This window comes from Bythopirellula goksoeyrii (genome assembly GCF_008065115.1).
Classification (GTDB): Bacteria; Planctomycetota; Planctomycetia; order Pirellulales; family Lacipirellulaceae; genus Bythopirellula; species Bythopirellula goksoeyrii.
Window position 1 is genome coordinate 1,543,812 of sequence record NZ_CP042913.1, and the last position, 14,110, is coordinate 1,557,921.

Annotated in this window: 11 protein-coding genes; 5 read left to right on the top strand and 6 right to left on the bottom strand. The window is 52.5% G+C overall.

What is annotated here, in order from left to right:
* Positions 1–109 precede the first annotated feature (109 nt).
* A complete protein-coding gene (locus tag Pr1d_RS06155) occupies positions 110–1,534 on the bottom strand; it encodes a bifunctional folylpolyglutamate synthase/dihydrofolate synthase (RefSeq protein ID WP_148072712.1) in 1,425 nt (474 codons plus the stop codon).
* Positions 1,535–1,627: 93 nt separating this feature from the next.
* On the bottom strand, positions 1,628–2,317 hold the full coding sequence (gene bshB1, locus Pr1d_RS06160) for a bacillithiol biosynthesis deacetylase BshB1 (protein WP_148072713.1): 690 nt from the start codon (positions 2,315–2,317) through the stop codon (positions 1,628–1,630).
* A gap of 144 nt (positions 2,318–2,461) precedes the next feature.
* Here bshB1 and Pr1d_RS06165 point away from each other — a divergent pair, with 144 nt between their 5' ends.
* The gene (locus tag Pr1d_RS06165; protein ID WP_148072714.1) at positions 2,462–3,976 is read left to right on the top strand and encodes a carboxypeptidase M32; all 1,515 of its coding nucleotides are present in this window, start codon (positions 2,462–2,464) and stop codon (positions 3,974–3,976) included.
* A gap of 43 nt (positions 3,977–4,019) precedes the next feature.
* Here Pr1d_RS06165 and Pr1d_RS06170 read toward each other — a convergent pair whose 3' ends face one another.
* Positions 4,020–4,733 (bottom strand): hypothetical protein, encoded by a 714-nt coding sequence (locus Pr1d_RS06170; protein ID WP_148072715.1) that lies wholly within the window; start codon positions 4,731–4,733, stop codon positions 4,020–4,022.
* A 915-nt stretch (positions 4,734–5,648) separates the two neighbouring features.
* Between Pr1d_RS06170 and Pr1d_RS06175 the strand changes: the two genes are divergently transcribed.
* From Pr1d_RS06175 to Pr1d_RS06185, 3 genes are all read left to right on the top strand, one after another.
* Positions 5,649–5,828, top strand: coding sequence for a hypothetical protein (locus Pr1d_RS06175; protein WP_148072716.1), 180 nt, complete (start codon positions 5,649–5,651; stop codon positions 5,826–5,828).
* Between the two features lie 415 nt (positions 5,829–6,243).
* On the top strand, positions 6,244–6,657 hold the full coding sequence (locus Pr1d_RS06180; RefSeq protein ID WP_148072717.1) for a hypothetical protein: 414 nt from the start codon (positions 6,244–6,246) through the stop codon (positions 6,655–6,657).
* 428 nt (positions 6,658–7,085) lie between these two features.
* Positions 7,086–7,919 carry a PEP-CTERM sorting domain-containing protein gene (locus Pr1d_RS06185; RefSeq protein WP_210417902.1) on the top strand — a complete coding sequence of 278 codons (834 nt, stop codon included), beginning with the start codon at positions 7,086–7,088 and terminating at the stop codon, positions 7,917–7,919.
* Positions 7,920–8,060: 141 nt separating this feature from the next.
* Here Pr1d_RS06185 and trpC read toward each other — a convergent pair whose 3' ends face one another.
* Positions 8,061–8,846, bottom strand: coding sequence for an indole-3-glycerol phosphate synthase TrpC (gene trpC / locus Pr1d_RS06190; protein WP_148072719.1), 786 nt, complete (start codon positions 8,844–8,846; stop codon positions 8,061–8,063).
* A 154-nt stretch (positions 8,847–9,000) separates the two neighbouring features.
* On the opposite strand from trpC, the gene Pr1d_RS06195 reads away from it, so the two are divergent.
* A complete protein-coding gene (locus Pr1d_RS06195) occupies positions 9,001–11,352 on the top strand; it encodes a hybrid sensor histidine kinase/response regulator (RefSeq protein WP_168205083.1) in 2,352 nt (783 codons plus the stop codon).
* 62 nt (positions 11,353–11,414) lie between these two features.
* Here Pr1d_RS06195 and Pr1d_RS06200 read toward each other — a convergent pair whose 3' ends face one another.
* Together Pr1d_RS06200 and Pr1d_RS06205 are read right to left on the bottom strand one after the other, a co-directional pair.
* On the bottom strand, positions 11,415–13,085 hold the full coding sequence (locus Pr1d_RS06200) for a TolB-like translocation protein (protein ID WP_148072721.1): 1,671 nt from the start codon (positions 13,083–13,085) through the stop codon (positions 11,415–11,417).
* 133 nt (positions 13,086–13,218) lie between these two features.
* Entirely contained in the window at positions 13,219–14,061 is an 843-nt protein-coding gene (locus Pr1d_RS06205; RefSeq protein ID WP_148072722.1) for a PP2C family protein-serine/threonine phosphatase, read from the bottom strand.
* Between the last annotated feature and the right edge of the window lie 49 nt (positions 14,062–14,110).

The following is a 14,110-nucleotide window of genomic DNA, read 5'->3' on the forward strand; positions in this document are numbered from 1 at the left end:
CTATCTTTACCTCTGTCTCGAGTGAAAGGAATCGACATGCTCACCTACCTTGGTTGTTGTCTTGCCGTGTTCGCTGCTCGACGCATGGGGCCTCGCAAAGGAGATTGGTTCAAGCGTCTGCGTAGATCACGCTGCGTAGCTCGGCCACGACAAAGAACGAACCCGTGACGCAAATCAGATCGTCTCGACGAACTCCTTTTCGAGCGATTTGCCACGCTGCTTTCGAGTCAGGGTTTTCGACGACTTCCCTTTCGCTCACCTTTTGAGATTCAATTTCTGCTCGGACGATCTTTCCTAGTTTCTCGGTGGCTACGGCGCGCGGATTGTCGTGATACTGGGTGACGATTACACGCTCGAAATGAGGAACCAATACCCGGACGATTCCACGCACGTCTTTGTCGCGGGTTGCCGCCAGAAGCAGGACCCGATGAGAACAAGAAAAGCTCGTGGCAAGAACTTCGACCAATGCTTCAACGGCCGCCACATTGTGCGCCACATCGAGCACCACGGCAGGACGACGACAAATGAGTTCGATCCGACCCGGGAGTGTAAGCTTGGAAAATGTATCGCAGATGGCATCGCTTGTTATCCGCCAGCCCTGTTTGCGGAGTTGACTGGCCGTTGCAATTGCAAGTGCAGCGTTGGCCGCTTGATGCTCGCCCAACATCCGTAAGGGAATATCGGTGATCTGCACATCTTCGCTCCCCATGTCTCCTTCAAAATCGAGACTGCCTAGCCGGTCCTGTTTCTCCAACTTCAAGGGAGGACGGTAAGTATAGTGAAATTCTCGACCAGCCTCGATCATCCGAGAGCCATGCTGCTGGGCGATCTCAGAAATAACATTTCGTGGCCCCGTTTCGAGCGGCCCGCACAAGAGCGGCACTCCGGGCTTTATAATTCCAGCCTTCTCACGGGCGATCTCTTCGACGGTTGAGCCGAGCTGCTTCGTGTGATCGAGACTGATACTGGTAATCACTGTGACGGTCGACTGACAAACATTAGTCGAGTCGAGTCGCCCCCCCAATCCGACTTCCAGGACGGTAATGTCAACCTTCTGCTGGGAAAAATGCATTAGGGCGATGGCCGTGACTAACTCGAAGTAGGTCGGGCCCAGTGACCCATCGGCGACCGCTTCGCGGTCCATTTCCTCGACGACCGGTCGGAGCCTATCGACTAACGCAACAAGTTGATCGCCTGGACAGGGGACAGAGTCTACTTGAAAGCGTTCTTCAATCGACTCCAGGTGCGGAGAACTAAACAGCCCCGTCCGGTAACCGGCTGCTTGAAGCACTCCAGCAATCATCGCCGATGTGGAACCTTTTCCCTTGGTGCCCGCAACATGTACGATCGGCATGCCCGCATCCGGGTTCCCCAAACGTGTGAGCAATGTACGCATGCGATCGAGCTTCATGTGGCGTTTGCCATAGGGCAAGACGGCAGTACGCTCGTAGTTGATGCGGCCCAAGAGAAATTCGCTCGCCTGCTGGTGCGGACAGGGAGCGGAGGCAGTTTCAGCAGGGGAAGAAAGTGTCATGCAAATACTGGCGGGCGAGAGGTCAGTAGATTCCAAACCGAGAAATACTACTCGAATCTTAGTCGATTTGTGATTTCAGCAAAACGTCTACCCCTACACCAGCCCCATTAGTGACTTCAAGCCGATTGGCTCACGACAAGTAAACGGCTCCCCGTACGGACGTCCAATCGACTTACCCCAAAATGCCGCTTCATCGCGAAGTTGGTCTAGGAACGCGGGTGGCTCGGTGGGGCGGCCCGTAATGAATTGGCTCTCATAGGCACGGATGGCGGCGATCTTTTGGTCCCATTCGGCGGTGATGTCCAGGACAAACGCTGGTTGAGGTACCATTTTTAGATGCACGCAGTAGTAATTGAAGATTCGTTCAGGATGGAAAGGATCGCCCGCAAGTTCGCTCTTGGTGAGCTTTGACCAAAACCGGGCCGCTTCGACTAACTGTGTGGCGGCCAAATGATCGGGATGGGCGTCGACCCAGTACGGAGCGAACAGCCACCGAGGCCTTGTGCGGCGAAAGACTTCGGCCAACTTGGCTCGATTTTCCAGTGTGTCTTCAAGAGAGCGATTAGGCAGTCCCAGATTCTCGCGCCAGGTGAGCCCCAGAATCTTTGATGCTGCCGCTGTTTCCCTCGCACGAATCTGTACCGACCCATGCGGCGTTGGCTCGCCGTTGGTAAGGTCAAGTACTCCGACCTTCCTACCTTCGGCGATAAACTTGACGATAGCGCCCCCCATGCCAAGTTCGGCGTCATCGGGATGCGGTGCGACTACGAGGAGGTCAAGCATAGATGTTCTCTGCCGATAAGGTGATTCTGGAGTTGTCTAGTTCCGACCGTTGTGCGACAAGTTCAGTTTGCCGAACTTCTATGATATTGTTTCCGAATTCGGAATTGTAGTCACCCTCACGGCTGTAATTAGAAAGTTATTACTTTGAATTCGTACGAAGAAACCTACGACTTGGTTACATCACACGTCCGCGAAGCGGCTATATTGGAGAGCATTCAGGAATTGCTCGAATGGGACGAGCGCACCAAGATGCCGGCCGCTGGAGGGAATTACCGGGCCGATCAGGCCGCCTATGTAGCTGGGCTTGAGCATCGCAAGCAAACGGACCCTCGGCTTGGTGAATGGCTGACAGAATTGGCTGAGAGTCCACTTGCTGCCGATCAGTCCGGCGACACTGGCACCGTAATTCGACATCTCCGGCGCGAATACGATAAACAGACGAGAAAGCCACAGAAACTCGTCGAAGAACTCACCCGCGCAGCTGTCGAAGGGCAGCAAATTTGGGCCGCAGCCCGCAAGGCGAATAACTTTGCGGCTTTTCAACCGATTCTCGAAAAGATGGTTGACCTGAAGAAGCAAGAAGCCGCAGCCCTCGGTTTTGAAACCACGCCTTACGATCCCCTGCTGGATGACTATGAGCCAGGTGAGTCGACGGAAAACATCGCCCACGTGCTGTCCAATTTGCGGGATGCCTTGGTGCCGTTGGTGCAAGCCATCGCCGAGAGCGGGCAGCGCCCCGACGTGAGTATTCTAGAACGCACCTATCCGGCTGACGCGCAAGAGTCATTCGGCAAACAAGCTGCGGCTGCAATTTGTTTTGATTTCACTGCTGGTCGCCTCGACTCGACGGATCATCCCTTCTGCTGCATGCTTGGCCCGAACGATGTGCGACTGACCACTCGCTATGATGAACACTGGTTTTCCGATTGCTTTTTCAGCATTCTCCACGAGGCGGGGCACGGAATTTATGACCAGGGATTGCCAGCCGAGCACTATGGTCTGCCCACCGGTGAGTATGTGTCGCTGGGCATTCATGAATCGCAATCTCGATTGTGGGAAAACCAGGTAGGACGCAGCCGTGCCTTTTGGGAGCATTTTTTTCCGTCCGCCCAACAGGCATTTCCACAGGCGTTGGGCGATGTCACCAGAGAGGCTTTCTACGGTGCGATCAACGACGTGCGTCCGTCACTGATTCGCGTCGAGGCCGACGAAGTCACCTACAATCTGCATATTCTCATTCGCTTCGAATTGGAGAAGGCCTTATTGGAAGATCAGCTCAGCGTGGCAGATTTGCCCGGTGCTTGGGACGAGAAATACATGCACTATCTTGGGGTCGCTTCCCCCACCGCAGATGATGGAGTTCTTCAAGACGTGCATTGGAGCGCGGGCTTGTTCGGCTATTTCCCCACCTACGCTCTAGGCAACCTTTACTCTGCCCAGTTCTTCGGTCAAGCACAAGAAGACCTCGGCGATCTCGACGCCCAATTCCGCCGCGGCGAATTTAGCAATTTGCGCGAATGGCTCCGCGAGAAAATCCACCGTCATGGCAAGCGCTACTCTGCTGCTGAACTTGCGGAGCGAATCACCGGCAAGCCACTCTCGCATCAGGCACTTATCCAGCAGCTCTCGGTAAAATACGGAGAATTGTACGGACTGTGAAAACCTCCGTGCTTCTCACTGATTACGGCAGCACGTTGTCTGCCTAATTCGGGACATTATGTTCACTTTCCGGGTCCATGATCACCGGCTGAATGATGCGAGGGCCAAGTTCTGCGGGCAATTCTCCTGGGACATTAACTTCATTTGACGACATCACCGGAGTCGAAACGTCCGCTCGAACATTCCCGACGGGAATTGGGGCAGCAATTAATTCCAAGTCAAGATTTGTTGAGGAAGCCACAGTAGTTGTATCAGTGACAGGCGTTTCTGGGTCTTCCTCCTGATTGTGAGGACTCGTCGGATCCATAATCACCGGCTGAATCAGGCGTGTAGGGAGTTCATCCAAGATGCTCTCCAACTCATACCCGAGTGATTCAAACGCCGAGTCCAATGCGGCTACCTCGTAGGGAATGCGTGGCCGCACGGTGGTGAATGAAAGGGCAGTTACTGGTGTTTCCTCGATCGCTTCAGTTTCCTCGATATCGAAACTGTGCACGATCTGGGCTGGAATCGTTGAAGTCTCTACTTCATCGAGATAGTAGTGGCATGCTACCCGGACAGTGGAAGTGCTCTCTGCGTCGCCTCTTGAGCTTGAATCGCTGTCGTCGAACACGGGACCAAAAAGTGGCAACATCACTCCTGGAGCGATGCGGCTTTCCAAACGCTCAGGAGCCACTATTCGCCTTGGGTAGAGCAAATTGCTTTGTGAGTTCTTTTCGCACGGGCGGTCAACCAGCCATTTTCGTTTTCGATTCATGGGTACTTCTATGCAACTTGGCCCGGCTTATGCTCAGCGGTACTATTCAACTCAATCTGACCTGAGTAACGCGGATTATTTAGTCGCAGTCTTGGAGGCCAACGATTCTTGTCGGCTACCAGGCGAAAGGTTCTCTTGCTAGTCAACTCCTGTCTGTTTGCCCCAATTGTCCCTATCGACCGATTTAACCTGGCCGGTAAACCCACGTAGCGGTTGATCCGATTGAATCGATCGTGCGTCTTCTTGGGGTTGTTTGTAAAAAATGGTGACCATAATCGAGTGAAGTCTTGTCTTCGGTTTCCCCGAGAACGGCCATCTCGAGGACAGGCTCCTCCAGCAGTTCGCTGGCTGAACATGCTTCAAGGCTCGTCTCTTCTGAGCTCTCTTGGCATCGCTACGCGAGCGAGTACTGGCATGGTCTTGTCCTTGCCCCACAACTCGCCGCCACGTCGTAGACCCTCTGTGTCGGGCGGAGCACGGCACATCCGGGCGTGATACCCCTGCTCTCACTCTATTGGTGACATCTCACCTTTTCAGGGAAATCGCTGATTGACACTGCAAAAATAGGGGATTTTTATCTTTGCTAGCAGTTTTCATCACCTCTTTGGTGAATAGACGGACAGAGGTGTGAATCACCCAATAGTCCCATAAGTGCTTAGCTGACAGCAGCTTGCGCCACTCAGAATGGGTGCCTCAGTTCTTGGCACACAAATCGCAAAGGAAACATTGTCGCTCAACGCTTGCGCTGAGCGAGGCTGCCGTCCTAGATGGCTGCCGACGCTATTGGCTTGGCGCCAATGGCATAAGTCCGACTAGTGTTTCCCCTCATCTTTGTGATGTTGGGAGCCATGCCTCCGCAATTGCGGTGTAAAGGTACGCATGGTGCGTTTCCTCTTTTTTTTAGGAGAAGTGCAAATGAGCAATTTCCAATCTTATGAAGCGTTGGAAGCAGATTACAGCGGTGACAGCTTTCGCAGGAGTGAGCCGATCAAGGCGCGCAGAAACGAGCAGCCTAATCGGGGCAATCGCCGCGGGAAGTCTCCTCAATCGGTCAACGGAATTCACCGTCGACGTAAACGAAAAATCAACTGGTAAGGCGTTCGGTTTCGCAAGTCCGTGCAGCGCGCTCGGTGTTTCTACGAATCATCGGACTTGCGCCTCTCAGGGTTTTGACGGGTCGAAGGTCTGGGTTTCGGTGTTCGTCTCAGGGCGGACACTGAGGAATAGGATTTTAGGTGCTGCGCAATCAGTTGGGCGTGAAATGCGCCGAAGCATCGGTAGTTTGATTGCGTAGTTTGTGTTCGAAAGAAATTGTGGGTGCGGCGTGTTGTTGCACTTGGTGGGTTACTTTGCGGGTTTTTTCAAAATGATTTTGGCACCAGCGATCAAATTTTACGACATTCGAGGGACATAGACTGTGGAATCTGTCTCAACGCAATCAACTCAGCAGAGAGCTACTTTGCCCGTGAGGGAATCAGCTCTGCCTGCTGGCAGACTGGTTTTGCCAAGCATGCTGCACTGTCTGATGTTGACCTGGTGTGACGAAAGAAGTGATTTATTACGCGCTGCCGCCGAGAACGAGTCATGGCATCCTACGGTCAATCTTGAAATCCAAGAATTCCTGCGCAACTTATTCCGCCTTCGTTTACCCCTGACACTCATTGACTTACCCGCTTTGGATTCGGGTGCCTATCCGAAGGTTCAGCAAGCCGCTAGCCACGCCTCAGAAATTGGGAATTCTCAAGTGATTGTCTGCGGTAACGAAGGGCAGTGTCAGGAAGAACTTTGGGCCCGTTCATTGGGTGTCTGGGCTTATTTACCTGGAGATGGTGGTCTGGCTGGCTTGGAATACCTATTCAGCGACGCTCGTCAGGCATTAGCCAAGAGCGCAATGACCTACGTCGAACTCAAAGCGTACCACTAATTCGTGAACCAACCTTTATGACAGACAAAGCGGACTGATCGATTACACACAAAGATTGACTCCCCCATCAATGTACAAGAGCAGGCACATCGATGAATAAGAAGAATATCGGAAAATTTGAGGAGATCACTACCGAGTACACAACAAGCTCGGTTGTGCGATCTGCTCGCCTCCGTCGCGAGGCAAGAACTGGAAGTATGCGGTCCCAAGCCAAACGTCGTCGGACGACAAGCGGACGCCGCAAGAATAGTGTTGTTGGTGGAATTCATTTGAGAAGTGGAAGAAGAACGACCAGGTAAGAAGCCTGGGGTAATGCGGGGGGTTGCAAACCTGTCGGTTGTTCCGACGACCAGCAACCAGCAGCGGCCGCTAGGCCGCATGGGAATAGTCGCGTCGCTTCATTGGCGACGCCAAGAATATTTTTGGGAATGAATACCTTTTTTTACTGGAGTTACCTCATGATCGAAGTTCAGCAATCTAAGAAACGCTGCCTGGGAGTACTGGCAGCAACACTTGCGACTTGTTCTCTTGTCGCAACCAGCCTGCACGCAGGTACCATCCCGTCGGGGGCACAAACTCTCCCTATTGGGCAATCTGTGAAGCTCAATCTACTAACCTCAGGTGAAATACCTGGCGTTGTGGTGGGCGACAAATTGTTCAAGGAGTTTATCTATTCCTGGACAAATAACATGCCGGCGCCTGAGAACGTCAACGTGACGGCCATCATTGATAGCGACGACAATTTTGGCATCCGTTTCCAAGGTTCCTTCAGCGATCTGCCTGGAGACCTTGTGGCATCGGATGCGTCGTTGTCGTTCTCGGTGCATGTAGTTCACGAGCCTACCAATGGCAATTCTGAAGCGGAGAATGGATATGGGTCGACGCGATTCCTCATCTCTGACGCTCACTTGAAAAGTGCTGTTTTCTTGGATGAAGGCACTCCAGGCTCCTTTGGTTCTGTCGACGAAAGTTTCCTCGGCAATGTTCCTCAGATTCCACAAACATTGCATGTGTTCAATTCAACACTTGGCCAGGGTGGGAAAAAGTCTGAAGACGGAGTGATCTTTGACAATACCTACGAATGGCTACACGTGCAAAAGGACATTTATGCATTCGCGGCTGAAGGAGCAAATGCTCCTGTGAGAATGACGATCATCGATCAGACTTTCTCGCAAGTAGAAATTCCTGAACCTTCCTCTGCAACCATCCTCATGATGTTGGGTAGCGTTGCTGTCATGGGTTTCAGCCGACGATCGTTGTAGTTCAGCGATCCATATTGGAAGTAGAGAAAGAGATGGCCTGCCCACGCCCAATGAGGCCGTGGAGGGAGATACTCCAGCCTTCCCCCATGGCTGCTGGACAGGCCGCAGAATTACCGAAAAAAGGTAGCATTCCCAAAAGGCTCAGCGGTTGATGAGTTCATCGACCGCTGAGCCAATGTTTTTTTCTCGGATCAGCGATTCACCTACCAGAATTGCATCGACCCCACCTTGCTCCAACTGCAAGACATCGGCGCGAGTCTTGATGCCGCTTTCTCCTACCAGCACGCAATCATCGGGGATTTCTTGACGAAGTCGCAGTGTATGTCCCAAATCAACTTCGAAGGTGTGCAGGTTCCGATTATTGACACCGACCAAATTGGTACCCGTTTCTAGCACTCGAGGCAAATTTTCTGGCTCATATAGCTCGATGAGTGGTGTCATCCCCAATTCGATCACTTCACCGTATAGCTTGCGAAGCTGGCAATCGTCCAGACACTCGGCAATGAGCAAGACCGCATCCGCACCTGCAACTCGCGCTTCCAAGAGTTGGTACGAATCGATGATGAAATCCTTGCGGAGTACAGGCAGTCCAACCGCGGCGCGGACCTGGCTCAGATAATCCAAGCTTCCTTGGAAATAGCTCACATCCGTTAGTACGCTAATACAAGCTGCCCCGTGCTGTTCGTAAATTTGAGCGATCTCAACCGGACTGAAGTCCTCCCGGATAATTCCTGCCGACGGACTGGCCTTTTTCACCTCGGCAATCAAGCGGATTGAGTCACCTTGAGCCAGTGCGGCAAAGAAATCGCGCACCTCCGGGGCATCCACGACGCGAGCTCTTAGTTCGCTCTCAGGAACCAACGTGCGTGCTTCAGCAACTTCTCGTCGTTTGGTTGCAACTATTTTTTCGAGGATCGTTTCCGACATAAACCAATTCTAGCCAGCCAAGCTGCTTTGCAATAGGCTCGACCTCATGGGACGTTGCCCATTCCCTCTTTCATCTTCCCTCGCATTGTCCGGGAAACTAGACTTAAGAGAGTCTCTTCGACAAATAAGGTGCCCCTCCTGGAGTAAGACGAACATGGCCGAATCGGTCGATCCGCTCGAAAATCGTGAGTCCGATCCGGCCACTCCCATTAATGCTAAGGACAGCGCGGGGCGGACTGAGGAAATGTTGCGGGCGTTGCTTGAATCGGCGGCACAAGGTGTGGTCGCGATTGACCAGGAACACCGAATTGTCTTGGTCAATTCCCATGTCGAACAGATTTTCCAGTTCAGTCGGGATGAGCTCTTGGGGCGCACTGCCGAGATGCTATTCCCCACAGAACTGCGAGGCAAAGACTCCTTTGTTCTTTCGGACTCAAGCTTGCGCTCACGGCCTCTCGTGCCTGCTGCGGGCAAATACTTTACGGGACAACGCAAAGATGGTTCTACTTTCCCCATGGAAGTTGCTCTGAGCCATTTCGAGCATCTGGGAGGTCGCATGGTTTTGGCCTTGATGACCGATGTAACCGAGCGTGTGGAGTTCGAGCAGAGACTTCGTAAGAGCGAAGAACTCTATCGAACCGTTGTCGAGGATCAGATCGACCTGGTCGCTCGCTACACTCCCGATGGAAAACGGACCTTTGCAAACGATGCCTATTGTCGGTTTCTCGATAAACCTCGTGAGGAACTCATCGGTCGTTTTCTTTGGGACGACATACCACCCCATGAAATCCAATGGTTGCAAGCCGAGTTTGCCAAACTCACTCCCGATAGTCCTGTGAAGTACTACGAACGCCGAACGCTAATGCCAACTGGCAAAGTCGTCGTCAACCAATGGATTGATCGTGCCTTGTTCGACGTGGATGGAAAGGTGCGTGAGATCCAATCAATTGGTCGGGATGTAACTCAACAGCGAGAAGCTGAAGAACGGCTCCGAGCTGCCCAGCGACTCGAATCGATCGCCCTCTTGGCCAGTGGCATCGCTCATGATTTCAACAATCTGCTCACGCCAATTCTGGTCTACGCCGAGAACTTACAAACGCGTCTTGAGGATGGCACCTTAGAAGCTCACCAAGTCCAGCAAATCCGTACCGCTGCCGACCGAGCGAAAAACCTTGTCAGACAAATCTTAACCTTCGGCCGCAAAGGAGGGCAGCCGTCGCTGAACTATCGTCCTGCTACCAACGTGTTGAAAGATGCTATGCATCTCATCGGGATCTCAGTCCCGGCACACGTTCGATTGGATGTGGACATCGCCGACGACTGTGGAGTGATTGCCGCAGATGCGACCGAATTGCATCAAATCCTTGCCAATTTGTGTGGCAACGCTTTCCAGGCGATTGATGAATTGGGTGTCGTATCCGTGTCAGCAGTCAGAACTACCTCCCATCGGTCCTATCTTGCACCGGGAGAATATGTGGAAATCACAGTAGAAGATAACGGCGTCGGAATCGCTCCAGACCAGCGCGAACGGATTTTTGATCCCTTCTTCTCCACCAAACGTCCTGGCGAGGGAACTGGATTGGGGTTAGCAGTTGTCCACGGTACTGTGACTCGCCTCAATGGCTGTGTGGAAGTGGAAAGTCAGCTCGGCAAGGGAACAAAGTTCATTATTGCCCTTCCTTGTTTTGAGCCAGAAGAGCTGAAAGCTGAACCAACCAGCTCGCCGTCAACTCAGCAGTCCACTCCATCGCACGTCCTGCTAGTTGATGACGACGAACTAGCAAGAAAAGCGATGCAGCTCGTTCTGGGACAATGCAATATGAGGGTGACAGCCTGCTCCTCGGGCCAGGAAGCCCTGGCACTGATCGCCAACCCGGATAGTGATTTTGATGTCGTCCTGTCTGACTATACGATGCCAGGAATGAGCGGCGTGAATCTCGCCAAGCAGATACATGCCACGCGGCCTGCTATGCCAATCGTTCTCATATCTGGTGACGCCGGTCGAGTGGGCTCCGCAGAGGCAAGCTCGCTAGGAATCCAAGGATTTGTTGACAAGCCAGCAAGCGTAGAAGAGTTGCAGGGGGCCCTTTCTCAAGCCATTCTAACCAAACCTTCGGAATGCCCTTCGCCTGATGGTACCAAACTACAGATACTCATCGTAGACGACGACAATCTTGTTCTAGATTCGCTCGCAACCACCCTTGAGACGATCGGTTGCTCTTCTCATACCGCAAACAATATGCAGCAGGCAGAGGAATTTCTAAGCTCCCACGAATTTGACGTGGTACTCGTAGATCGAAAAGTCAACCAAGAAGACGGGTTCAAATCCGTGCGAATGCTCTTCAAGAACGACATTCAGGCGAACCAGGGAAGACCCCGCTTGGTAGGTATGACCGGCTCGGAAACCCCTGAGGACGAAGAAGAGTACGTCCTGGATGCTTACCTCACCAAGCCCTTCACCCACGAGGAACTGAAGCAAGCATTATGCCTACCGAAGAGCGAATGACTCGTTGGGCCACTAACTTCGATAATCTTCTCTACTCTTGTTTCACAACTGTCGCTTGGCGGCTAGTTTCCTAGTTTCCTGAATGGCAGCGACACCCCTGCCATACACAGTAACAAGCCTAGGGTTGACGGTTCAGGTATCTGAGCAGCAAGTAGACTCTCAAATGTGTCATACTGCGCCTGCCAAACTCCCAAGTCAAGCGAATCGACCACTCCATCATGATTGGCATCGGTAGTAGCAAACGCACCCATGGCTGTGGCACCCACGTTTCGTTGCCATTGTAGAAGATCGCTGCCATCGATGTCGTCGTCGAGATCGAAATCGGCGGAATCTATCAGCTTGGAGACAGTTGGAGATATCAGCACACACAACTGGGCACCTGAGCTGCCATTTGACAATCCTTGAACGGAAGTCAGAAATATACTGCCTGGTTGGTAACCAACTTGTGCTGAAACATCGATTATTCCTGAGGGCTCAGAAAACGCATGAGCGATTTTCTTTAATCCCGAGCCATTAGGATCTATTTGCCACATGTCGTCGCCGTCACCATCTTCTTGTACATAGATGTTTCCGTCGAGAGACCATGTCACATTGTCGGGGCGGCCGATTCCCGCTGCCTCCGAACCTGCATCGTCGATCTGATAGATGCTAGTTGTCGAAGTTGAAGGATTGAAAATGCCTGCTAGGAATTGTAAGTTCAAATCCATCCGGTACACACCATCATTCTGATCAGCAAATACCAACTGGCTACCGTCGGCGGGATTCGTGTGCACGTCTTCGATCTTATCTTCAGTCAAAGCGCCGGTGGTTGTAGTACTCCATGCCCCGTTAATTTGCCCATCGGGTAATGTGGTGCCCATCCCCTCATCTGGCAAGAAATAGTAAACGGTCCCTCCTCGCAACCCATTGCGTTCGAGAAGGTCGATTGAACCATCGAGATTGGCATCTACTCCCTTTTCGCCAACATAGAGCCGTAGCGGTTCGTCACTCTTGTCAGCATTCAAGACCATAGCAATGTGAGTTGAGTTCCCTGTATCGACCAAGGCAGAATTCTCCCAACTCGAGGTCCCTAAGTCAGGAATTTCCCAGAGTGTACGCGTCAGTTGATCGAGGGCGAACATCTGACCGAATTCATCGAAGGTCTCCTCTCCTGTGATGTAAATCGGATCGACGAATCCACGGTCTTGACCAAACGCATGCGGCAGATAGGCCGTGCCAGAGCAGAATCGTGAGAAGTTTGAATCGCCATAAGTGCTGACGGCGGCGGTTCCCATCGCTACAGGATCCGGAGCGTCTGTTGCATGGTAGTTTTTGTCAAATATTCTGGAGTATGAAAACCCTATTCCTGTTACGAGAGTGCTTGGAAATGGAGTTGCGCCGCCGGCAATCTTGCTGGCGAGGGCTTCCTGCAAAGCATCCAGCTGCACGTCAACACGGCTAATGGCACCCACGACGGCCTCGTGGTTGACATGAATCGAGAGCATGCTTCCTGATAAGAAGACTCCCAGGCCATCATACTTCCCACTCGAAGCTATCGAGCCAAATCCCACGTCGCTGATTGCTGAGATGTCGTCACCTTGTGAGACCAATTCAAAAGCCTGCCAACCATTTTCTAGGCTCAATTGCAGTGGACTTGTGTTGTCAAGTGCTTGGGCTACTGAGCCGAATGCGAACCAGCAGACTGCAGACAAGAGACCGGCAAACAAATATTTCGTGTACTCAAGTAATGACATGCACAGAGTGTTTCGGAGAAAAAATTTGATCAAGCAACCTATTCCAGGGCAACCCTCAACTCAGTTGAGCGCAACAAACCATGCCGGTTTGCGTGTAGAGAGGTAAAACTCTCAACCTCCATCGCGTAAAACATCAACCACTGCGACGAAAAGCAACCACTGTAAGGTCGTCCGGTTTCGAGGGATGATCTCCGGTAGGACCAATCTCCATGCGATGGCGCGCATCGGCCACAAGTCGTTCCACGGCTGCAGGCAAGGGACCCTTGCGGCAACGCTCAACGATCTCATCGGTCAGCAGATTGTCAAGCAAGCCATCGGAAGAAAGGATCAATGTATCACGCAATGACATTTTACGAGGTGGACCGATCTCGATACGCATCTCGGGCGATCCGAGAAAATTGGAAATCAGATGACGCTCTTCGTGATGGATCGCGTCAGCCTCTTCAAGCATTCCTGCTTCGACGGCGTAGCCAATTGGTGAGTGCGCTAGGGTCTGAAACTTCATCTTCCCCCGCTGTCCGACCAGCATGATCACGGAGTCTCCGATGTGATAGACTCGGACCGTGTCGCCTTGGATTTCGGCGACACATAGGGTGGTACCGGCCCCAGTAGCTATTTCCATGATCGCCTGATTCGCGCGTTCAATGCCTGTGATGATTGAAGCCCGAAGTTGTTCGGCGTCGAGTGGTCCTTCGCTTTCCTCGGTCTTTTCGAGAAGCGATTCTTCTATCTTCTGGATTGCCAATCGCGAAGCAATTTCCCCTGAAGCGTGTCCTCCCATTCCGTCAGCGACAAGCAATACGGCCTGATCGTCACCAACTGGAATCACTGAGGCGCAGTCCTCGTTGGGTGTCGTCTTCTCTGGGGCAGTGCGCGAGGCTACCACTGCCACCCCCCCGGCGACTTGGCAAGTCTCCAAGTGGTCTGGGTCCGCTAGAAAAGTGAAATAGGGTGCATCCATAGTTTGGGGCGGCACGGCATTGCTCCTCAATAATACCGCAGGCTACCTCAGGAGAAAAAACACT